The 21,051-nt window shown below is 66.7% G+C and carries 19 protein-coding genes and 2 pseudogenes; 15 read left to right on the top strand and 6 right to left on the bottom strand.

The window, feature by feature from the left end; genetic code table 11:
* Positions 1-237: 237 nt before the first annotated feature.
* Together DBO85_RS10795 and DBO85_RS10800 are read left to right on the top strand one after the other, a co-directional pair.
* The gene (locus tag DBO85_RS10795; RefSeq protein ID WP_108107262.1) at positions 238-774 is read left to right on the top strand and encodes a gamma carbonic anhydrase family protein; all 537 of its coding nucleotides are present in this window, start codon (positions 238-240) and stop codon (positions 772-774) included.
* Positions 775-822: 48 nt separating this feature from the next.
* On the top strand, positions 823-1,797 hold the full coding sequence (locus tag DBO85_RS10800; protein ID WP_108107263.1) for a hypothetical protein: 975 nt from the start codon (positions 823-825) through the stop codon (positions 1,795-1,797).
* A gap of 115 nt (positions 1,798-1,912) precedes the next feature.
* Here the strand turns inward: DBO85_RS10800 and DBO85_RS10805 are convergent.
* Positions 1,913-2,299 (bottom strand): annotated as a pseudogene (locus DBO85_RS10805) (hypothetical protein); the annotation flags it as partial.
* A 217-nt stretch (positions 2,300-2,516) separates the two neighbouring features.
* On the opposite strand from DBO85_RS10805, the gene DBO85_RS10810 reads away from it, so the two are divergent.
* From DBO85_RS10810 to DBO85_RS19715, 6 genes and pseudogenes are all read left to right on the top strand, one after another.
* Entirely contained in the window at positions 2,517-3,659 is a 1,143-nt protein-coding gene (locus tag DBO85_RS10810; RefSeq protein ID WP_108107264.1) for an MlaE family ABC transporter permease, read from the top strand.
* Entirely contained in the window at positions 3,653-4,429 is a 777-nt protein-coding gene (locus tag DBO85_RS10815; RefSeq protein WP_108107317.1) for an ABC transporter ATP-binding protein, read from the top strand. The genes DBO85_RS10810 and DBO85_RS10815 overlap by 7 nt, the downstream gene beginning before the upstream one ends.
* 4 nt (positions 4,430-4,433) lie before the next feature.
* The gene (locus tag DBO85_RS10820) at positions 4,434-5,372 is read left to right on the top strand and encodes an MlaD family protein (RefSeq protein WP_108107265.1); all 939 of its coding nucleotides are present in this window, start codon (positions 4,434-4,436) and stop codon (positions 5,370-5,372) included.
* A complete protein-coding gene (locus tag DBO85_RS10825) occupies positions 5,369-5,992 on the top strand; it encodes an ABC-type transport auxiliary lipoprotein family protein (RefSeq protein ID WP_108107266.1) in 624 nt (207 codons plus the stop codon). Before DBO85_RS10820 ends, DBO85_RS10825 begins: the two co-directional genes overlap by 4 nt.
* Before the next feature lie 99 nt (positions 5,993-6,091).
* A pseudogene (locus DBO85_RS19710) lies at positions 6,092-7,126 on the top strand (HAMP domain-containing protein); the annotation flags it as partial.
* A gap of 90 nt (positions 7,127-7,216) precedes the next feature.
* Positions 7,217-7,981, top strand: a complete 765-nt coding sequence (locus tag DBO85_RS19715) for a methyl-accepting chemotaxis protein (RefSeq protein ID WP_407681464.1) — start codon at positions 7,217-7,219, stop codon at positions 7,979-7,981.
* A 104-nt stretch (positions 7,982-8,085) separates the two neighbouring features.
* On the opposite strand, the gene DBO85_RS10835 is transcribed toward DBO85_RS19715, so the two are convergent.
* Positions 8,086-9,471 (bottom strand): CSLREA domain-containing protein, encoded by a 1,386-nt coding sequence (locus DBO85_RS10835; RefSeq protein WP_158268891.1) that lies wholly within the window; start codon positions 9,469-9,471, stop codon positions 8,086-8,088.
* A 232-nt stretch (positions 9,472-9,703) separates the two neighbouring features.
* Here DBO85_RS10835 and DBO85_RS10840 point away from each other — a divergent pair, with 232 nt between their 5' ends.
* A complete protein-coding gene (locus tag DBO85_RS10840; protein ID WP_108107269.1) occupies positions 9,704-10,483 on the top strand; it encodes a hypothetical protein in 780 nt (259 codons plus the stop codon).
* Here DBO85_RS10840 and DBO85_RS10845 read toward each other — a convergent pair.
* The gene (locus tag DBO85_RS10845) at positions 10,477-11,400 is read right to left on the bottom strand and encodes a LysR family transcriptional regulator (protein WP_108107270.1); all 924 of its coding nucleotides are present in this window, start codon (positions 11,398-11,400) and stop codon (positions 10,477-10,479) included. The genes DBO85_RS10840 and DBO85_RS10845 overlap by 7 nt on opposite strands.
* A gap of 108 nt (positions 11,401-11,508) precedes the next feature.
* On the opposite strand from DBO85_RS10845, the gene gstA reads away from it, so the two are divergent.
* The 4 genes from gstA to DBO85_RS10865 all read left to right on the top strand — a co-directional run bounded on the left by gstA (position 11,509) and on the right by DBO85_RS10865 (position 16,160).
* Complete coding sequence (gstA, locus tag DBO85_RS10850; RefSeq protein WP_108107271.1) at positions 11,509-12,117, top strand: glutathione transferase GstA; 609 nt, start codon at positions 11,509-11,511, stop codon at positions 12,115-12,117.
* Entirely contained in the window at positions 12,114-13,220 is a 1,107-nt protein-coding gene (locus tag DBO85_RS10855) for an NAD(P)H-dependent flavin oxidoreductase (protein WP_108107272.1), read from the top strand. Before gstA ends, DBO85_RS10855 begins: the two co-directional genes overlap by 4 nt.
* Before the next feature lie 157 nt (positions 13,221-13,377).
* Positions 13,378-14,775 carry a CSLREA domain-containing protein gene (locus DBO85_RS10860; RefSeq protein WP_108107273.1) on the top strand — a complete coding sequence of 466 codons (1,398 nt, stop codon included), beginning with the start codon at positions 13,378-13,380 and terminating at the stop codon, positions 14,773-14,775.
* 35 nt (positions 14,776-14,810) lie between these two features.
* Positions 14,811-16,160: a CSLREA domain-containing protein gene (locus tag DBO85_RS10865; protein WP_108107274.1), complete on the top strand. Its 1,350-nt coding sequence runs from the start codon at positions 14,811-14,813 to the stop codon at positions 16,158-16,160.
* A 278-nt stretch (positions 16,161-16,438) separates the two neighbouring features.
* Here the strand turns inward: DBO85_RS10865 and DBO85_RS10870 are convergent, their stop codons facing one another.
* Entirely contained in the window at positions 16,439-17,488 is a 1,050-nt protein-coding gene (locus tag DBO85_RS10870; RefSeq protein WP_108107275.1) for an aminopeptidase, read from the bottom strand.
* Positions 17,489-17,653: 165 nt separating this feature from the next.
* Between DBO85_RS10870 and DBO85_RS10875 the strand changes: the two genes are divergently transcribed.
* On the top strand, positions 17,654-18,070 hold the full coding sequence (locus DBO85_RS10875) for a PA0061/PA0062 family lipoprotein (protein WP_108107276.1): 417 nt from the start codon (positions 17,654-17,656) through the stop codon (positions 18,068-18,070).
* Positions 18,071-18,232: 162 nt separating this feature from the next.
* Positions 18,233-19,228 (top strand): LLM class flavin-dependent oxidoreductase, encoded by a 996-nt coding sequence (locus DBO85_RS10880; RefSeq protein ID WP_108107277.1) that lies wholly within the window; start codon positions 18,233-18,235, stop codon positions 19,226-19,228.
* Between the two features lie 66 nt (positions 19,229-19,294).
* Here the strand turns inward: DBO85_RS10880 and DBO85_RS10885 are convergent, their stop codons facing one another.
* Complete coding sequence (locus DBO85_RS10885; protein WP_108107278.1) at positions 19,295-20,731, bottom strand: NAD(P)(+) transhydrogenase (Re/Si-specific) subunit beta; 1,437 nt, start codon at positions 20,729-20,731, stop codon at positions 19,295-19,297.
* A gap of 2 nt (positions 20,732-20,733) precedes the next feature.
* On the bottom strand, positions 20,734-21,048 hold the full coding sequence (locus DBO85_RS10890) for an NAD(P) transhydrogenase subunit alpha (protein ID WP_108107279.1): 315 nt from the start codon (positions 21,046-21,048) through the stop codon (positions 20,734-20,736).
* Positions 21,049-21,051 lie beyond the last annotated feature (3 nt).

Below are 21,051 nucleotides of genomic sequence, written 5' to 3' on the forward strand. Positions count from 1 at the left end.
TTATTGGTTCCGCGGTCGCCATGTCAGCGCAAGGGTGGGATGCGGGCTCTCCGGTGCTACGCCATCGTTGAAGCCGAGCGTGTCACCGACATCCACCGGGCTGCGGGTATGATTCTCAGGCGGTGTTTCCAGCGCCGCGTTGGCCAACGGTTTGGCCAGATCCTGGACGAGCGGGCGACACCCGGCACGCTCCTATCCTTCGACCTGAGGTTCCCAGCGGACCGGAGAGCAGAACCGATGAACATCCGCTCCTACAACGGCATAACCCCTCTACTCGGCGAGCGGGTCTTCGTCGACGCCTCGGCAGTGGTGCTGGGGGATGTGGAGATTGGCGACGACAGCTCGGTCTGGCCGCTGACGGTGATCCGCGCTGACATGCACAGCATCCGCATCGGCGCCCGGACCAGCATCCAGGACGGCAGCGTGCTGCACATCACCCACGCCGGTCCGTTCAATCCTGGCGGCTTCCCGCTGCTGATCGGCGATGACGTGACCATTGGCCACAAGGTGCTCCTGCATGGCTGCGAGATCGGCAGCCGGGTGCTGATCGGCATGGGCAGCATCGTCATGGACGGTGCGGTCATCGAGGACGAGGTGGTGCTCGGTGCCGGCAGCCTGGTCCCGGCCGGCCGGCGGCTGGAGAGCGGCTATCTGTACCTCGGCAGTCCGGCGCGCCAGGCGCGGCCGCTGACGGACAAGGAGCGCAGCTTCTTTCGCTACAGCGCCGAGAACTATTCACGCCTGAAGGATCTACACCTGATCGAGGACTACTGAGCACGCCGCCATCGCAGCCAGTCCAGCGCAAAAGGATTTGTTTTACGCATGACCAGCAATCCCTTCGAGCCCCTCGTGCCACGCCCGGCGCCCGCGCTGCTGAGCCCGGCTCCGCGCATTGCCCATGGCGTTGCCCTGGCCGCGGCGCTGGCCGCCTGCATCGCCTGGGCGGTCGGTTGGCTCTACGCGATGGTCAGCCAGCCGGAGCTGGAATTCGCCCGCTCCGGCTGGCTGGTCGGACCTCTGGGTCTGACCGGGCTGGCGCAGGAGATCGCCTTGGCCGGGCTGACGGGACTGCTGACAACCCGCTTCTGCTGCGAGCGCGAGGCAATCGGTGGCCATCGACGGCCGCTCTGGTTGCTGGCGGGCGTGTTCATCGGTGGCGCGATACTGCCGATGCTGGTCGCTTCGCTGCTGTATGGCCTGTGGTTCCTGCTCGAGGCAGGGCCGCTCGAATTGCTGACCCAGAGTCATGACTACTCGACGCACTTTCGGTTTGTCAGCGCGCTGATCGACTTGCTGACCTGGCTGATCTGCGGGCCGCTGCTGATCATTCTGCTGTTGCGCATGAGCCGCGCGGTGCTGCTGCGGGACCCGCTGGCGCGCGCGGTGCCGCGCTGGGAAATGGCACTGGGTCTGGGGCTGAGCGTGGCGCTGCTGGTTGCGCTGGTGTTCGCCCTGCTGGGCCTGGCGGTGCGCAAGCTGGACGAGCCGGAGGCAGCGCTGTCGCTGTGGGGCTGTGCCCTGCTGTGCGGGCTGGTGGCAGTCGCTGCAACCTGGCGTCTGCTGCCGCTGCGGGGGAGACGCCTGCGGCCGTTGCGGCTGCTCGGAACCAGCCTGGTCTGCGTAGTGCTCTGGCTGCTGGCGAGTGCGCTGCTGGGTGCGCTGCTGGTGGTGGTGACGCTATACGATGACGGCCTGTTCGTGCCGGCTTCGATGCTGCTGGGGATTCTCTCGCTGGTGCTGCTGATCCTGCTCAGCCGCTTCTGCCTGCGGCTGATCTATCGCCCGCGGCCGGGCTGAGCCATCCCTGGCAGCAAGTGTCAGCCGATCTGCGTCAGCAGGTCTTCGTGCATCAGGCTGCGAATGCGCACCAGATGGTCCGCCTCCTGAATGCGCGCGCGGCCGAAGCGCCATGGCCCTCGCCCTTCTTGAGCCACTCGCAGGCCAGGTTCAGGTGACCCGGTTCGTAGTCGAGGAAGCGCTCCCAGATCTCCTTGATGCGTGGATTGGCTTTCTGCTCGGCGCAGTTGGCGTAGGCGTAGACCTCCATCGCCTGGTGCACCAGCCACTTCTCGATGTGGCTTTCGCTCGGATCGGACAGCGAGCCGTACTGGGTCACGTGCTGCTCCTCGACCGAGGCGATCTCGGCGTACAGCTGACGTGCCAGAGGATCGGCGAACAGCGGGCCGACGGTCATGTAGTCGTCGTGGCTCTGGTACTCGGCACCGTTGATCAATGCGGCGCAAGAAGAATTCACCGGCGAAGTGCCTCGCCTGGTTATGAGGTGGCGGGAATTTTCATCCTGAGGGAATAAACCGTTGCGCTTGAGCGAAACGCTACACCCGCGGCGCTAGAGCGTCGCAGCACTTTCAAGGGCAATTCGGACAGGCGTCGCCACCCATCGCAACATTCAGCTATCGCTGCGGGTGCAAGCAGGGTTCGCTGTCTTTAAGATGGCTCTTGCCGCGTTGTTCGGCGCAGTCAATTTCCTTACCGCAACGACAAGGCCGTCGCGCTTGATGCAGACCCCATCGCCCCAGCTCCAACTCGACAGCAGCAGCCGGCCGCCGGCATTGCGCCTGTCCGGTGACTGGACGCTGGCACGCTATGCGGCGCTGCGCGGACAGGTGAATGAATGGCGTCAGCGGCTCGACGGGCAGGCGCTTGCCGCCGAACTGGATGGCATAGACGCGCTGGACACTGCCGGCGCCGCCCTGCTGGTCGATCTGCTCGGCGCGGCGCGGCTGATAGCTGCTGTCGAGGCTGACGCGAGCCTGGGTAGCGAACGCCGCAACCTGTTGCTGGCCACCGCCCACGCCCACCAGGGCTACGTGGAGGAACCCGCGGCACCTTCCGAGTCGGCAATCCGCGAGGTGCTCGCGCACATAGGCGCAGCCGTCGACGGCATCTGCCATCAGTTGATCGCACTGCTGGGCTTCATCGGCCTGACCCTGGCCAGCCTCGCTCGCACCGCGCCGCGTCCGCGGCGCTGGCGCGTCACCTCGCTGGTGGTGCAGATCGAGCAGACCGGCCTGGATGCGGTGCCCATCGTCGCCCTGCTGACCTTCCTGGTCGGCGCGGTGGTGGCCTTTCTCGGCGCCACCGTGCTGGCCAGTTTCGGCGCCAGCATCTACACGGTGGACCTGGTCGCCTTCGCCTTTCTGCGCGAATTCGGCGTGCTGCTGGCGGCGATCCTGCTCGCCGGACGCACGGCCAGCGCCTTCACCGCGCAGATCGGCTCGATGAAGGCCAACGAGGAGATCGACGCGATCCGCACGCTCGGCCTCGATCCGGTCGAGCTGCTGGTGCTGCCGCGGATGCTGGCGATGCTCGTCACGCTGCCGCTGCTGACCTTCATCGCCATGCTCTGCGGTATCGTCGGCGGCGCCGTGGTGTGTTTCATCAGCCTGGATATATCGCTGCTGATGTACTTCAGCATGCTGCACGACGACATCGCCCTGAAGCATTTCCTGGTCGGCATGGCCAAGGCGCCGGTGTTCGCCTTCCTGATCGCGGTGATCGGCTGCCTGGAGGGCTTCAAGGTTGCCGGCAGCGCGCAGTCGGTGGGCGCGCACACCACCAGCGCCGTGGTGCAGTCGATCTTCGTGGTGATCCTGCTCGACGCGGTGGCCGCACTGTTCTTCATGGAGATGGGCTGGTGAGCGAGGCGTTGATCGAAATCCGCGGCCTGGGCAATCGCTTCGGCAGCCAGCAGGTGCACGAGCATCTCGATCTCGACGTGCATCGCGGTGAGATCCTCGGTGTGGTTGGCGGCTCGGGCAGTGGCAAGTCGGTACTGCTGCGCAGCATCGTCGGTCTGCGTGAGCCGAGCGCCGGCCGGGTGAAGGTGTTCGGCGAGAATCTGCTGGAGCTTGACCCGCAACGCCGCTCGCAGGTCGAGCGGCGCTTCGGCGTGCTGTTCCAGCGCGGTGCGCTGTTCTCTTCGCTGACCCTGAGCGAGAACGTTGCCCTGCCGCTGATCGAGCATGCCGGGCTGTCACGAGCCGATGCCGAGCACCTGGCGCAGACCAAGCTGGCGCTGTCCGGTCTGCCCGCCGGTGCCGCCTGCAAGTATCCGGCGCAACTCTCCGGGGGCATGGTCAAGCGTGCTGCCCTGGCTCGGGCGCTGGCCCTGGACCCGGAGATTCTGTTCCTCGACGAGCCCACCGCCGGACTCGATCCGATCGGTGCGGCGGCCTTCGATCAATTGATCCTGACCCTGCGCGATGCCCTCGGCCTGACCGTGTTCCTGGTCACCCACGACCTCGACAGCCTCTACTGCCTGTGCGACCGCATCGCGGTGCTGGCGCAGAAACGCGTGCTGGTCGCCGATACCCTGGAGGCAGTCGCGGCTTACGACGATGCCTGGATCCAGGACTACTTCCACGGACCGCGCGGGCGTGCTGCCCGGGTCGCGGCCAGCAAGGAGTGATGCAATGGAAACCCGAGCCCACCACGTGCTGATCGGGCTGTTCACCGTGCTCACGGTTGGCGCCGCCCTGCTCTTCGCCCTCTGGCTGGCCAAATCCAGTGCCGACCGCGAATTCGACTACTACGACGTGATCTTTACCGAGGCGGTCAGCGGCCTGTCGCGCGGTGGTGTGGTGCAGTACAGCGGGATCAAGGTCGGCGAGGTGGTCGAGCTCAAGCTCGATCCCAAGGACCCACGCCGGGTGATCGCCCGCGTGCGCCTCAATGGCGGCACACCGGTGCGCCAGGACACCCGCGCCAAGCTGACCCTGGCCGGCATCACCGGCACCTCGCTGATCCAGCTGAGCGGCGGAACCCCCAGCAGTCCTGCGCTGACGGCGCCACCGGGCAAGGTCCCGCGGATAGTCGCGAGCCCCTCGCCCTTCGCCCGGCTGCTGGCGGACGGCGAGGACCTGATGAGCAACGTCAACAACCTGCTGATCAGCGCCAACCGCATCCTCTCGCTGGAGAACGCCGAGCGCATCGATCGCACCCTCGAGCATCTGGAGCAGACCACCGGCGCCATCGCCGGGCAGAGCGACAACTTCGCCGAGGCCCTTGAGCAACTGGCGCTCGCCAGCCGCGAGGGCCGCCAGGCGATGCACCAGCTGGCCCAGCTGATGGACCGTGGTAACGGTCTCCTCGATGACCAGGGCCGCAGCATTCTGGTCGACGCGCAGAAGACCATGGCCTCGCTGGAGCGCAGCAGTCAGCGGCTGGATCTGCTGATCGAAAGCAATCAGGGCGCCGTCGATGGCGGCCTGCGCGGGCTCAATCAGCTCGGCCCTGCCCTGCAGGACCTGCGCAACACGCTGCGCAGCCTGCAGGGTGTTTCCCGCCAGCTCGAAGAAAACCCGGCCGACTATCTGCTCGGCCGTGACAAACCCAAGGAGTTTCAGCCATGAGGTGTCTGATCGGTTTGCCTGCAAGCGTGCTTGCGCTTCTGCTCGCCGGCTGCACGCTGTTGCCCGAGACGCAGCCGGTGGATGTGTTTCGCCTGCCGGCGAGCGGCCTGGCGGCCTCGCCGCAGCCGGCCCTGGCCGCTTCGCTGCGGATCGCCCGGCCGCAGTCGAGCCAGGCGCTGGACAGCAACCGCATCGCCGTGGTGCCACAGGGCGACCTGCTCAGCAGCTACCAGGGCGCGCGCTGGAGCAGCCCGGCGCCGGCACTGCTGCGCGACCATCTGCTGGATGCGCTGCAGCGCGACGGACGCTTCCGTGCGCTGGTCAGCGACGACAGCCATCTGCAGGCGGATCTGCTGCTGGATGGCGACCTGCGTTCGTTTCAGGTCGAGTACGGCACGGATGGGCCTCAGGCACAGATCCTCATCGACCTGCATCTGGCCGACGCCGACAGCCAGCGCATCCGCGCCAGCCGGCGCTTCAGCATCAGCCAGCCGCTGGCCGGCGAACAGGCGTCCGCGGCGGTGAGCGCCTTTGCCGTGGCGGCGGACAGCCTTGCCGCGCAGGTGGCGACCTGGCTGGGCGAGCAGCTGACGGTCACCGAGGGCGCGGCTGCGCAGTAGCGAGCTCCAAGCGCAGCGGCAGGGGTTGTAGTTCGGCGGGCTCAAGCTTTACTGAAGCGGAACGATAGTCTTGTCGTTCCCTCCGCGGATGCGCTCGCCATGAAGCCAACCCTGAAATTCCGCCACAAGATCCTCCTCGCCGCCTCCCTGGTGGTGATCACCGCCTTCGGGCTGTTCGGTCTCTACAACGATCTGCTGCAGCGCCAGAGTATCGAGCGCAACCTTGCCAGCTATGTCGACGAGATGGGTTCGGTGACCGCGGGTAATATCCAGAGCTGGCTGTCCGGCCGCATCCTGCTGGTCGAGGCGATGGCGCAGAACGTCGCCCGCGAGTCCGAGCCGGAACAGGTGATCGGCCTGCTGGAGCAGCCCGCACACGGCAAGACCTTCCTGTTCAGCTACCTGGGCACCCGTGACGGCGGCTTCGACATGCGCCCGGACGACGAGATGCCCGCCGACTACGATCCGCGGACCCGGCCCTGGTACCAGGGGGCGATCTCCAGTGGCGGCACCATGCTGACCGAACCCTACGTGGATGCGGCGACCGGCCAGCTGGTGCTGACCGTGGCCGCGCCGGTGCGCGACGGCGGCGAGACCCTCGGCGTGGTCGGCGGCGACCTGGCCCTGGACACCCTGGTGAAGACGCTCAACGCGCTGGACTTCGCCGGCATGGGCTACGCCTTCCTGGTCAGCAGCGACGGACGCATCCTGGTGCACCCGGACAAGAACCTGGTGATGAAGAACCTGCGCGAGGTCTATCCGCAGAACACCCCGTCGCTGACCCCGGCGCTCTCTGCGGTGAACCTCGACGGCACGGCGCGGCTGGTGGCCTTCACTCCGATCGAGGGACTGCCCTCGGTGCAGTGGTATGTCGGTCTGTCGATCGAGCGCGACAAGGCCTACGCGGCGCTGAACGAGTTCCGCACCTCCGCGCTGATCGCCACCCTGGTCGCGGTGGTGCTGATCGTTCTGCTGCTGAGCCTGCTGATCAAGGTGCTGATGGGGCCGCTGCAGCAGCTCGGCGCCGCCATGCGCGACATCGCCCAGGGCGAGGGTGACCTGACCCAGCGCATCGATATTCGCGCGGCGGACGAGTTCGGCGAGCTGGCGCAGGCGTTCAACCGCTTCGTCGAGCGCATCCACCAATCGATTCGCGAAGTGTCCTCGGCCACCACCCAGGTCAACGAGGTCGCCCGGCGGGTGGTCGGCGCCTCGAACGCCTCGATGAGCAATTCGGACGAGCAGGCGCAACGCACCAACAGCGTGGCGGCGGCGATCAACCAGCTGGGCGCGGCCGCCCAGGAGATCGCCCGCAATGCCGCCGATGCCTCGCAGCATGCTTCCTCGGCACGCCATCAGGCCGACGAGGGCCGCTCGGTGGTGGAACGCACCATCGAGGCGATGAACCAGCTCTCGGAGAAGATCCGCGGCGCCACCGGCAACATCGAGGCGCTGAACAGCCGGACGGTGAACATCGGCCAGATCCTCGAGGTGATCAAGAGCATTTCCGAACAGACCAACCTGCTCGCGCTGAACGCGGCGATCGAGGCGGCGCGTGCCGGTGAGGCCGGTCGCGGCTTTGCCGTGGTCGCCGACGAGGTGCGCAACCTGGCCCACCGCACCCAGGAATCGGCGCAGGAAATCCAGGGCATGATCGAGCAGCTGCAGGTGGGCGCGCGTGAGGCGGTGGGGATCATGGGCGAGAGCCAGCGCTACAGCGAGCAGAGCGTGGAGATTGCCAACCTCGCCGGCGAGAGTCTGGGTAGCGTGACCGGGCGGATCGGCGAGATCGATGGCATGAACCAGTCGGTGGCGACCGCGACCGAGGAGCAGACCTCGGTGATCGAGGCCCTGAACATGGACGTCACCGAAATCAACACGCTCAACCAGCAGGGCGTGGAGAACCTGGGAGCGACACTGCAAGCCTGCCGCGATCTGGAGCAGCAGGCGGGGCGTCTCAAGCACCTGGTCGACAGCTTCCGCATCTAGCCGACCAGGCAGAGGGCATCACGCGCCGGCGCCCGCCGTCGATCAGTGAGCAACCGCCCAGCCGTGGCCGGATGCGCCTTCAGGCGTATCCGGCCAACGACTCTTCAGGGGCTGGGCTTTTCCATGGCGCCCAGATCGCAGAGTGCTACGCCATCGCCGTTGCCGTCCTGCGGGCGGAAAGCGCCTGTCATGTCGTGTTCGGAGCAGTCGCCCACGGCTGCGTCGATGGCCGCGGCGTTGGGGTAGCCCGGTGGCAGAAGCGAGGCGAGCTCGATCTGAATGGTGCGTTGCGCCGGTGCCACGCTGATGGAGGGCGCCGCCGGGGCGACCTTCCCGGCGTCGGTCGACCTCGCCTGGATCGGAAATACGTCGCCTGGGCACTCCGATCCGGCCGGAGCGAGCAGGCCGGATGCGGTGAAGCGCGCCTGCGCGCCGTTACCGCAGCCCTGGCTGAAGACGCTGTTGCGCACCTCCATGCCGGCGTCGTTGCGGACCCCGGCATACAGGGTGACGTGGATCAGGTTGGCTTCAGCGTCGTGATCCTCCGGCGAGCCGTTCTGCAGGCCCTGCAAGGCGGCGAACTCCGAGTTGCTCAGCTTCAGGATGCCGTGGTTGCGCAGTGCGATGTTGCCATCCACTCCCAGGCTGTTGCGCGCCATCCGCATGCGCGCAATGTCGGCTGAGCCGTGGTTCTCCAACACCGGCCCGCCGACGTCTTTCCAGATCTCCAGGGGCGATGCGTTGGAGTAGAAAAGCGCATCCCGCAGCACCAGCTCGCCGTAGTTGAACAGCGCCGAACCGGACAGTCGGGAGAGCCCCTGCACTTCCACCGAATTGCTGACGAAGCGGGTGTTGTAGGCCTTCAGCGAGCCGTAATTGACCACCCCGCCGCCCACTCCCCAGAGCGGCTTCCCGGTCTGCGAGCCCAGCGGCTCCGGGGTGCGGACCCTGTTGCGGTAGATGTCGACGTTCTTCAGCAGCGTCTCGCCGTGGTTCGCCAGTGCTCCGCCCTCAAGCAGGGAAAAGCCGTCCATCAGCTGCAGATCGACCAGTCCCAGGTGCGCGTCTGGATGCACCTCGAACAGACGTGCAAGCGGCTGCCCGACGAGGTCCGCGGTAGTGGCGAAAGAGGGCAGGTCATCGAACTGGAAGCCGATGATTCGCGTGCTCTCGGAGCCGGCGCCCTGGATGATCATCTCGCCGCGTATGTCGTAGTCGTCGGTCTGGTTCTGATCCTCTTCGGTCGCCAGGCCATAGGCGCCGAACGGGCTGGGTCGGCTGATCCGGTAGTCCCCGGCCGGCAGACGAATATGCGTCAGACCCGGAGTGACGTTGGCCTGCTCGATGGCATCGCGCAGCGAGCAGTGGCTGTCGCAGATGCCGTCGAATTCGTCGGCGGTGGTGGTGACCTGCAGCGGCTGTGCGGCAAGCGCGGCGCCATGCAGAAGAGCGCCGGCAAGCGCCAGGGCGGTGGATGAGATGGGGCGCATGTGAACTCCTCGGGGGATAAGCGCGAACACTGCACCGCTTTCGCATTGGGTTGACGGGCATAGGAACATAGGAAGCGGCAGGCGTGAGACGCCTCGCCGGTGCACGTGGAACCGCGTCTCCTCGGACTGCCGACTGATCTCTCACGCAGCTTCACTGCGCAGGTATGATCGCCGACTGTTTCGGGCGTTCCGCTGGCACGCCCGACAATCAGGGATTGGGGAGAAAAGGAATATGCAGTTCTATCGGGTCGCTTCGTGGATTTATGTGCTCATCGGCAGCCTGGCGCTGCCCGTGCTGGTGCTGGACATGTGCGTCGACTGGCCGGGGCTGACGGTGCTCTGGGGCACCCTGTTCGGCCTGTCGGTGCCGCTGATGGTGATACAGATCTTCGGCCTGCGCCGCGTGATGCGCGAGCGCGCGGTGTTCGAAGGGGCGTCGGCGCTGCTGACCTGGTACTGGGTACTGCACCTGAGCGGCGCGCTGCTGCTGGCACTGGCGGCCGGCCTCTACCTGGCCGATCAGGGTATGTGGGCGTTCTGGGCATTGCTGATCGGTGCGCTGCCGATGCTCGGTGTCGGCGTGGGAGCCGGTGTGGTCGAGCTGGTGCTGGGTATCCGCCTGGGCAAGTACCCGGATTCGCTGTTCGGCCTGCAACGCGCCCTGCACATCAGCTTCATCATGTTGGGTGCGCTGGAGCTGGCGAATATCGTGATCTTCATCAGCGTGCCGTTCTACATGGTGGTGGCGATGGCGCTGATGTTCCTGATCGCCTTCATCATCGAGGGCCACGCCCGCGAGCAGGCGCCGAGCTATGGTCAGGTCCAGGTCTGGATCAGCTATGTGCTGGCCAGCGTGCTGATGCTCGGTCCGCCACTGGCAGGCTTGCCGGTGCTGGTCAAATTCCTCGATGACCGCCCGACCTTCCTCGAGGACGCCAACGACGAGGATGCGTATCAAGAGGAAGACAGCTACATCCCGCGCAACCCGAACAAGCGCGACGCGCGCTACTGAGTGTCCTGTGCGGCGCAGTGCTCCAGCAGGAAGTCGACGAACACGCGTACCCGCTGGGGCAGGAAGCGGGCGCTGGGGTAGATCAGCGAGAACGGCCGGCTGCAGCCGCCATGCTCCGTCAGTACCTCTTCCAGACATCCGCTGCGCAGATCATCCTCAACGATGAAGCGCATCAGCTGCACCAGGCCCGCGCCATGGCGGGCCAGGGTGGCGCCGCCGAGGATATCGGCGCTGCAGCAGTAGCCGCCGTGGGTAGCCAGCTCGATCTGCCGGCCCTGCTGGCGAAACAGCCAGGGCACGGGCCGGCCACTGCTGGGCAGGAGGAACTGGATGCACTCGTGCTCGACCAGCTCGCTCGGGCTCTGCGGCCTGCCGTGGCGCCGCAGGTAGTCGGGTGCGGCGACCACCACCAGCGGCGCGTCCTCCAGGGGTCGGGCGATCAGGCTGGAGTCTGCCGGGGCACGTGCGCGTACCGCGAGATCGAATCCTTCGCCGACCAGGTCGACGTTGCGATTGCTCAGTTCGACCTGCACCTGCACCTGCGGGTAGCGCTGGCGGAAGGTCGGCAGCAGCGGCAGTACACGGAAATGTCCGTAGGTCGTCGGCAGGCTCATGCGCAGCAGTCCGGACGGCTCCTGCTGCTGGCCGCCGAGCACCCGCTCGGCTTCACCGAGTTGACTCAGCGCCTGACGGCATTGCTCGTAGTAGCTGCTGCCGGCCTCGCTCAGGCGCACCCGACGGGTGCTGCGCACAAACAGGCGTACGCCCAGTCTTGCTTCCAGGCGCGCCAGCGAGCGACTCACCGCCGCCGGCGTGACTCCGGCAGCCTGGGCGGCGGCGGTGAAGCTGCCCAGCTCCGCGGCAAGGCAGAACAGCTCGATACTGCCGAGCAGCACACCGCCAAACTGACGCTGCATGATTGATTACATCCTGTATCAAGTGATCTTCGTGAGTGGGTATTTATTGTCTTTGGTATCACAAATAGCCTGGCTTCGCTGTCCCATCCGACTTTCGAGGTAACCGTCATGAAGCTCTACTACAGCCCCGGCACCTGCTCCCTTGCGCTGCATATCCTGCTCGCCGAGACCGGCCTGCCCTGCGAGCGGGTTCGCGTCGACCTGGCCAGCAAGCGCACGGAAGCCGGGGTCGACTTCCGCAGCCTGAATCCGAAAGGCTACGTGCCGCTGCTGGAGCTGGATGACGGCCAGTTGCTCAGCGAGGGCCCGGTGATCGCCCAGTACCTGTGCGAGCGCGCCGGGCGCGGCGATCTGCTGCCGCAGAGCGGTGATCCGGCGCGTTATCGGGTGCTGGAGTGGCAGGCGTACATCAGCAGCGAGCTGCACAAGGGCTTCTCGCCGTTGTTCAACCCGGCGCTGGCGGAGGATGCCAAGGCGTTGCTGCGCAGCACGCTGGCCGGCAAGTTCGCCTGGGTCAGCGAGCAGCTGCAGCAGCGCGACTTTCTCTGCATCGGGCGTTTCACCCTGGCCGACGCCTACCTGTTCACGGTGAGCCGCTGGAGTCGCCTGGTCGGCCCGGATCTGCAGTCACTCGCGCCGCTGCAGCGCTATCTCGTCGCCATCGCCGAACGCCCGGCAGTGCAGGCGGCGTTGGCGGCCGAAGGCCTCGACGCATGAGCCAGGCGCGGAAGAACTGGCGCGACAGCGCCTTCGCCCGTCGACTCGGGCTGGCGGCGCCGATCATCCAGGGGCCCTTCGGCGGCGGGCTGTCGTCGTTGGCGCTGGCTGCCGGGGTCAGCAACGCCGGTGGGCTGGGTTCCTTCGGCGTGCATCATCTGGACGGCGCAGCGATAGCCGCGACCGCCGCCGCCCTGCGTCAGCACACGGACAGGCCCTTCGCGCTGAACCTCTGGCTGCCGCATCGCAGCGATCAGAGAAGCTGGTCGGATGAGCATTTCGCCCGCGTCGCCGAACTGTTCCGCGGTCATTTCGACAGCCTGGAACTGCCGCTTCCGCAGCAACCGACGGCGACCTGGCCGTGTTTCGATGAGCAGCTCGAAGCCGTGCTCCAGGCGCGTCCGGCGGTGTTCAGCTTCGTCTATGGCGTGCCCTCGGAGCAGGCCGTGGAGCGCTGTCGCAGCGCCGGCATCCTGACCCTGGGCACCGCCACCAGCGTGGCAGAGGCGCGAGCGCTGGAGGCGGCCGGCGTGGAGGCGGTGGTCGCCAGCGGCTTCGAAGCCGGCGGCCATCGGGCGGCCTTTCTTGCCGACCCGGAGGAGGGCCTGATCGGCACCCTGGCGCTGGTGCCGCAGGTAGTCGATGCGCTGCACATTCCGGTGGTCGCGGCAGGCGGAATCGCTGATGGCCGGGGTGTCGCGGCGGCCCTGTGCCTGGGTGCCCAGGCGGTACAGATCGGCACCGCTTTCCTGGCCTGCCGCGAGTCCGGAACCAGCGATCTGCATCGTCAGGCGCTGCTCGATCCGAACAGTCCGGGCACGGCGTTGACGCGAGCCTTCAGCGGCCGCCTGGCACGTGGCATCCGCAACCGGCTGCTGGAAGATCTGGCAGCCAGTCAGCATCTGCTCGCCGGCTACCCGGCCCAGGGCGAATTCGCCAGTCTGCTCAAGCCGCCGGCGCTGGCGCAGGGATGCGGCGATCTGTTGGCGCTGTGGAGTGGACAGAGCGCGCCGCTGCTGCGCGACACCGAACTGGCAGCATTGTGGCGCCGACTGCTGACTGGCACGGACGCGCTACTAGGTGCGGGTCCGAGCACCCCATAAACGGCACGCAAGTACCGCACTAGAGCCTTCGTCGACCGTTCATCAGTAACTCGCGGCGATTGCCGCCGGACGGTCGATCTGCCTACCTATACTCGCCTTCCTGCAGCGGAAGCAGAGTCGTATTCGCTCCATACCAACCTGGAATCTGGAGTGACGCATGCGTCCGACTCGCTATCTGTCCGCCTTTCTTTCTGCGCTGCTATTCAGCGGTGCGCTGGCCGCGCAACCGCTTCTGGTGACCACCACTGCCGACGACTTCGATGGCATCTGCGACAGCCACTGCTCGTTGCGCGACGCGATAGTCGTGGGCAACGGCGCCGGCAGCCTGCGACAGATCACCCTGCCGGCTGGCGATTACCCACTGACCCGGGCCAGTGGGAGTGACGACAACGGCTACCCGGTGGATGAAGACCTCGGCCACGCCGGCGACCTCGACATCCTCGGCCAACTGGTGATTCGCGGCGCCGGGCGTGACAGCACACGCATCATCGGCACACTCAACAGCCGGCTGATCCAGGTGCATCCGCAGGCACGCTTCGGCCTGTACGGCGTGCATCTCGAAGGTGGTGACTCGATCGCCGATGGTGGTGCGCTGCGCAACGACGGCGATGCCGTGCTCAAGAGCGTTTACCTGGTGGGCAACCAGGTGCTGGTGCCGGCCGGCTACGGGCTTGACGAAAGCGGCGCGCGTATCGCCGGGGTCGGTGGTGCGATTGCCAACTTCGCCACCCTGCACCTCTACGACGCGCTTCTGGTGGGTAACCTGCTCGACGCCGCGGATCACTCCAGGACCGATGGTTCCGCCCTGTTCAACGCGGGCCAGCTGGTGGTGCGCGATAGCGCCTTCGCCGGCAATGCGTCGGCGCGCGAGTTCCAGGATTTCGGTGGTGCGGCGCTGGTCAACGTCGGCACGGCCGACATCGCGCGCAGCTGGTTCAGCCACAACAGCTCCGGTGAAGACGGGCAGGTCAGCCTGTTCAATGGCGGCAGCCTGAAGCTGAGCAACAGCACGCTGTTCGACCTCGAAGGCCTGATGAACCGGCGTGCGAGCAACCAGGGAGCGATTCCCGACGCAACCCTGATCCATGTCACCAGCGTGGGCGGTGTGATCAATCGTGGACGCATGCGGGTGCGCAACAGCCTGTTCGCCGGCAACCCCTACTACTTCGACCAGGAGTATCCGGACGACTGCGTAACCGGCGGACCTGAGGCGAGCTTCCAGGCCATTGGCCTGCTTACCAGCAGTCCTGAGGGCTGTCCCGCAGGAGCCTACGAGGAGTTCGCCGAGGTCTTCAACCGGTTGCTGTATCCGCGCAACGAAGGCGACGCCGCGAGCCATCCGCGCGGTTCGCTGGCCTGGGCACTGGCACTGGGCGAGCACGGTAGTTACCTGCAGCCGCGTGCTGTCGGTCTGGCGGTCGATGCCGCTGTGGGTAGCTGCGCCGGGCACGATCAGCTTGCTGCCCCGCGGCCCCAGGATGGTGATGCCGACGAGGTACCCATCTGCGATCTGGGCGCCATCGAGAGAAGCGCCATGGAGGCTGTCCAACCCTGAATCCCCTTCTCCGACAATCGCTCAGGAGTCACGTCATGAACAGATCGACCGTTGCCCGCCTCACCGCACTGCTGGCCAGCGCCACCCTGTGCGGCAGCCTGGCCGCCGCACCTTTGCAGGTCACCACTACCGCCGATGAGTACGACGGTACTTGCGACAGCCACTGCTCGCTACGCGACGCGGTGGCCGCTGCCAACCAGGCGTCGGGCATCACCCATGTGTTCCTGCCTGGTGGCGTTTATCGCCTCACCCGTCCCAGCCTGCCCGATGCCAACGGTTTTCCCGGTGACGAGGACGACAACCTCGATGGCGACCTCGACGTGCATGGCGAGCTGGTTCTGCAGGGCCAGGGCGAACAGAACACCCGGATCATCGCCGAGGCCGGCAGCCGGCTGCTCGAGGTTCACCCCGGCGCGCGCCTGGTGGCCGTGCGCATGACGCTGGAGGGCGGGCGCACCGCTGGCACCGGCGGCGCCCTGGAGAACCACGGCGAGGCGCTGGTCCGCGAGGTGCTGTTCAGCGACAACCAGGCGATCACACCGCATTCGATCAGCAGTCCGCCGCCGGTGGCCGAAGCGTTCGCCTGGGGCCAGGGCGGCGCAATCGCCAACTACGGCACGCTGCAGGTCCACAGCTCGCTGTTCAACCGCAACATTGCCGATGCACTGTACTGGAACGACAACATTGCCCGCGGCGGCGCGATCTTCAACCGCGGCGACCTGGTGGTGCGCGACTCGGAGTTCACCCGCAACTCCGCCAATGACCAGGGCGACCGCGGCTACGGTGGCGCCCTCTACAACCAGGGCACGGCGGATGTCGCGCGCAGCCTGTTCGACCGTAACAACGTCAACGAAATGGGCTCAGGCGCAGCGCTGCTCAATAGTGGCGGCTCGCTCAAGCTGAGCAACAGCAGCCTGAGCAACTCGCTCTACAACGGCCCGTTGGAGATCACGGACGCAGAGCCCGCAACCGCCACGCTGATCCACGTCACCGCCACCGGCAGCGTGGCCAATCGCGGCGCAATGACGGTGCGCAACAGCTTGTTCGTTGGCAGTGTCGACCCCTATGACATCGACGTGCCGACCGACTGCAGCACCGGCGGCGCGGGCTCCAGCTTTACCGCCCGCGGCCTATTGACCAGCACGCCCGGCGGCAGCTGCCAGGCTGATCTGTACGAGGACAGCGAGCGAGTCTTTACCCACCTGCTGTATCCCCTCGCCGACAACGGCGGCCGTAGCCGCACCTACGCATTGCGCCCCGGCAGCCTGGCGCTGGATGCCGGCGTCGGCTCCTGCAGCGGCCATGACCAACGCCGCGTGGCGCGTCCCCGCGATGGTGACGAGGACGGGATGGCGCGCTGCGACCTGGGCGCCTTCGAGCGCTGACGGAGCGCTGGCCGACGCCACGCCCGCGCCTCGGAGCAGCTTTCGAACCAGGCTGTCGGGCACCCGGCAGCCCCAGCCCTCCCTCATCCGTCGCTGCGCGCCACCTTCTCCCGGAGGGAGAAGGGAGGCTGTGGGGCGACGGCGCGGGGTGGTGGATGCAGAGCCTCGAGCGTGCGCCGCTTTTCCCTCTCCGCCGGGAGAGGGTGCCGAAGGCGGGTGAGGGATGTTTCAGGCGACTCGCTGTTCGCTGCTTCGCTGTCGCTACCCGCTTCCGGGATCTACCCGCGTTTTGCCGTGCCCAGTCTTTCGAGCGCCTCCAGGCGTCGCGCGGCGGGCAGTTCGCCGAGATTCTCGACAGCATGGTGGAAGGCTTCCCAGTCGCGGTCATGCGCCTCGAACAGGCGAGCGAAGGCCGGCACCCACTGATCGTAAAGGCCGAACGGCAGTAGCCGGGCGTTGTTCAGCGGTGCAGAAAACCAAGCGTCATAGCGGGTATCGCCGGGCCAGTGACTATCACGCAGGCTGCGGTAGTCGCGGCGCAGGCGTTCGAATTCGGCGGTCTTTTCCTTGCGCATCTGCTCTGGCGAGAGATCGCCGGCGTAGAGCTGTTCCAGGCGCGTGCGGCTGGCCAGCACCTGTTCGATAAAGGCCCTGCGGTGCGCGTCGTCGCTGGTCGGTGGTGTTTCGTTGCGCATGGTGTACCACTGCCGCAGGCCTTCCTGCTCGACGAAGCTGGCGTAGGACTCGTTGAACGCCGTGTCGCCAGGCAGATAGAAGCGCTGGTGCGCCAGCTCGTGGATGATCACCGCGACCAGCCGGGCATCGTCACGGCGCAGCATGCTCGACAGCAGCGGGTCGTCGAACCAGCCGAGGGTCGAGTAGGCCTCGACGCCGGCGACCCAGGTATCCAGCCCCTGCTCTGCCAGCAGCGCCGCCGCACCCCGCGCGCGGCCCTGGTCGAAGTAGCCGCGGTAGGCAACGCAGCCGGCGATGGGGAAGCAGTGCTCGCGCGCCGCGACGGAGAACTCGTCGGTGGCGAAGACGTTCCAGACCACGTAGGGCCGCTGCAGATCGACGAAGCTGCGGTAGCTGTCGTTCTGCGGCAAGGCCAACTGCGCGCTGGCGAAGTCGCGCGCAGCGCTGGACAGCTGCAGGCGCCGACGCAGCTCCGGCGGCGTCGCAGGATCGGCGACCAGTCTGGCGATCGGTCGGCGCTGGCTGAGCAACTGCCACTGGCCCTCGGCCAACTGGCCGTAATAGCTGCTGCAGCCGTTCAGCAGCAGGACAAGCAGCAGGGGAACCAGAGGCAGATGGCGTAGGTCGATCATGGCGCTCCGCGGCGTTGTTCGAATCGGTCGCAAGGGTTGCCGTCAGCGGGCGCAGATCCGGACGTTCGCAGTCCCCGGTTGGCTGCGGCGCGTCCGCGCCGAGGATGGCGATATCCGCAATCAACGTCCAGCCTTGCCGCCCTCCCCCCAAACAAGGACTCGCCGATGCGTACTCTCTCGCTGACCCTACTCACTCTGATCCTGTCCGGTTGCGCTGCCTGGCTGCCACGCCATGATCCGGCGCAGGCCTGGGTCGATCTGGATGCCGCGCAAGCGAGCCAGGTGCAGGCGACCGAGGTCGACGAGCAACAGCTGGACGATCCGCGTTTCTTTCAGGTGGCGCCAGGCAGCCATCGCCTCGGTGTGCGCTACCTGTTCGAGGTTGGCGCCCACAACATCGGCCGCGACGCGCCGGCGCTGCAGCGTGATTGCCGCCTGGCGCTAGAGTACGCCGGGTTCGAGGCGGGCGAGCGTTATCGCCTTGCCGCGGGCGCCACCGGCTTCAGACCCTGGGCGCGGCTTTACGGAAGCGACGGCAGGCTGCTGGCCCAGGCCGATGAGCGCGGTTGCCTGCGCGGCTAGCTGTCCGCGGAAATGGCGCGGAGGGCTTCTCGCCTGGCGTACCTTCGCAGCGGCCATGCGAGCAACGATGCTGGTAGGCTTGGCCACTCCGCGCGTCGGCCGTAGCGAGCGAGCAGCCCGCTCACGCGGTCGACTAGTCGAACCCCGTTCCCAAGGTCCGCCATGTCCCTCATCGATCAGATCCGTTTTTCCACCCTCGATCTCGCGCCGATCCGCGACGACGGCACGCCGGCCCAGGCGCTGCGCAACTCGCTGGCGCTGGCCCAGCATGTCGAGCGCCTCGGCTTCGAGCGCTTCTGGGTTGCCGAACACCACAACATGGACGGCATTGCCAGCTCCGCTACCGCAGTGCTGATCGGCTATCTGGCCGGCGGCACCTCGCGCATTCGCGTCGGCGCTGGCGGCGTCATGCTGCCGAACCACTCGCCGCTGGTGATCGCCGAGCAGTTCGGCACCCTCGAGGCGCTCTATCCCGGTCGCATCGACCTGGGCCTGGGGCGTGCGCCGGGGGCCGACCAGTACACCGCCCACGCCCTGCGCCGTGACCGCCTCGGCAGTGCCGACGACTTCCCGGCCGAGGTCGAGGAGCTGCAGTTCCTGCTCGGTCCGAGCCAGCCCGGCCAGCGGGTGATCGCCATGCCCGGTGTCGGCAGCCAGGTGCCGATCTGGCTGCTCGGCTCCAGCCTGTTCAGCGCCCAGCTGGCCGCGGCCAAGGGCCTGCCCTACGCCTTTGCCTCACACTTCGCACCGCGCTACATGCACGAGGCGATCCGCCTCTACCGCGACAACTTCCAGCCTTCCGAGGTGCTGCAGAAGCCCTACGTGATGCTTGGCGTGCCGCTGATCGCCGCCGACAGCGACGAGCGCGCCGAATACCTGGCGACGTCCGCCTACCAGCGCATCCTCGCGCTGATCCGTGGCCAGAGCCTGGTACAGCGCCCGCCGCTGGCGAGCATGCAGGGTCTATGGCAACCGCATGAACAGCAGGCGGTGGGCGAGTTCCTCGGACTGGCACTGATCGGCGGGCCGCAGAAGATCCGCGCGCGGCTCGAGGTGCTGCTGGAGCAGACCCAGGCCGACGAGCTGATCTTCACCAGCGACCTGTACGCGTTCGAGGACCGCCTGCGCAGCTTCGAGGTGCTGGCCAGCCTGCGCTGAAGGCCGGCCTCAGAAACGAAAAACCCCGGCACCAGGCCGGGGTTTTTCATGGTCACGCAGCGGTCGTCAGTCGACGGCCTTGACCATGTCTTCGATGACCTTCTTGGCGTCGCCGAAGACCATCATGGTCTTGTCCATGTAGAACAGTTCGTTGTCCAGGCCGGCATAGCCGGAAGCCATCGAGCGCTTGTTGACGATGATGGTCTTGGCCTTGTAGGCCTCGAGGATCGGCATGCCGGCGATCGGCGACTTCGGATCGTTCTTCGCCGCCGGGTTGACCACGTCGTTGGCGCCAAGCACCAGCACCACGTCGGTCTGGCCGAACTCGGAGTTGATGTCCTCCATCTCGAACACCTGCTCGTAGGGCACTTCGGCCTCGGCCAGCAGGACATTCATGTGGCCAGGCATGCGGCCGGCAACCGGGTGGATCGCGTACTTCACGGTCACGCCACGGTGGGTCAGTTTCTCCGCCAGCTCCATCAGCGCGTGCTGGGCACGGGCCACCGCCAGGCCGTAGCCGGGAACGATGACCACGGTGTCGGCGTTGGTCAGCAGGAAGGCGGCGTCGTCGGAGGAACCCGACTTCACGCTGCGCTGCTCCTGGCTGCCGCTCGCTGCACCGGCATCGGCGTCGGCACCGAAGCCGCCGAGGATGACGTTGAAGAACGAGCGGTTCATCGCCTTGCACATGATGTAGGAGAGGATCGCGCCCGAGGAGCCGACCAGCGAGCCTGCGATGATCAGCATCGAGTTGTTGAGCGAGAAGCCGATACCGGCCGCCGCCCAGCCCGAGTAGCTGTTGAGCATCGAGACCACGACCGGCATGTCCGCGCCGCCGATCGGGATGATGATCAGCACGCCGATGATGAAGGCCAGCACGGTCAGGGCGGCGAAGGCGCGCACGTCACCGGTCATCGAGTAGTACACGCCCAGGCCGACGATGGCCAGGCCGAGCACCAGGTTGACCATGTGCTGGCCCTTGAACACCACCGGGGCGCCCTGGAACAGACGGAACTTGTACTTGCCCGAGAGCTTGCCGAAGGCGATCACCGAACCGGAGAAGGTGATGGCGCCGATGGCCGAACCGAGGAACAGTTCGATGCGGTTGGCGGTCGGGATGGCATCACCCAGCGCAGCGACGATGCCCAGCGACTGCGGCTCGACGACCGCGGCGATGGCGATGAACACAGCAGCCAGGCCGATCATGCTGTGCATGAAGGCAACCAGCTCCGGCATCTTGGTCATCTCGACGCGCTTGGCCATGATCGAGCCGGCGGTGCCGCCGACCAGCAGGCCGACCAGCACGTAGACCAGGCCGTCTAGGGCCAGCTCGCTGCCGAGCTTGTAGATCAGCGCGATGGTGGTCAGCACGGCGATGGCCATGCCGATCATGCCGAAGGCGTTGCCGCGACGCGAGGTGGTCGGATGCGACAGGCCCTTGAGCGCCTGGATGAAGCAGACCGAAGCGATCAGATAGAGAACGGTGATGAGGTTCATGCTCATGATCAGTGCTTCTCCGCCTGCGCCTTGGGCGCTTTCTTCTTGAACATTTCCAGCATGCGCCGGGTGACCAGGAAGCCACCGAACACGTTGACCGCGGCCAGGGCCACGGCCAGGGTGCCCATGGCCTTGCCCAGCGGGGTCACGGTCAGAGCCGCGGCCAGCATGGCGCCGACGATGACGATCGCGGAAATCGCGTTGGTCACCGCCATCAGCGGGGTGTGCAGAGCCGGGGTGACGTTCCAGACCACGTGGTAGCCGATGTAGATGGCCAGCACGAAGATGATCAGGTTGTAGATACCGTCGGAAATCAGGTCCATTTT

The sequence above is a fragment of the Pseudomonas mangrovi genome (assembly GCF_003052585.1).
Lineage (GTDB): Bacteria > Pseudomonadota > Gammaproteobacteria > Pseudomonadales > Pseudomonadaceae > Aquipseudomonas > Aquipseudomonas mangrovi.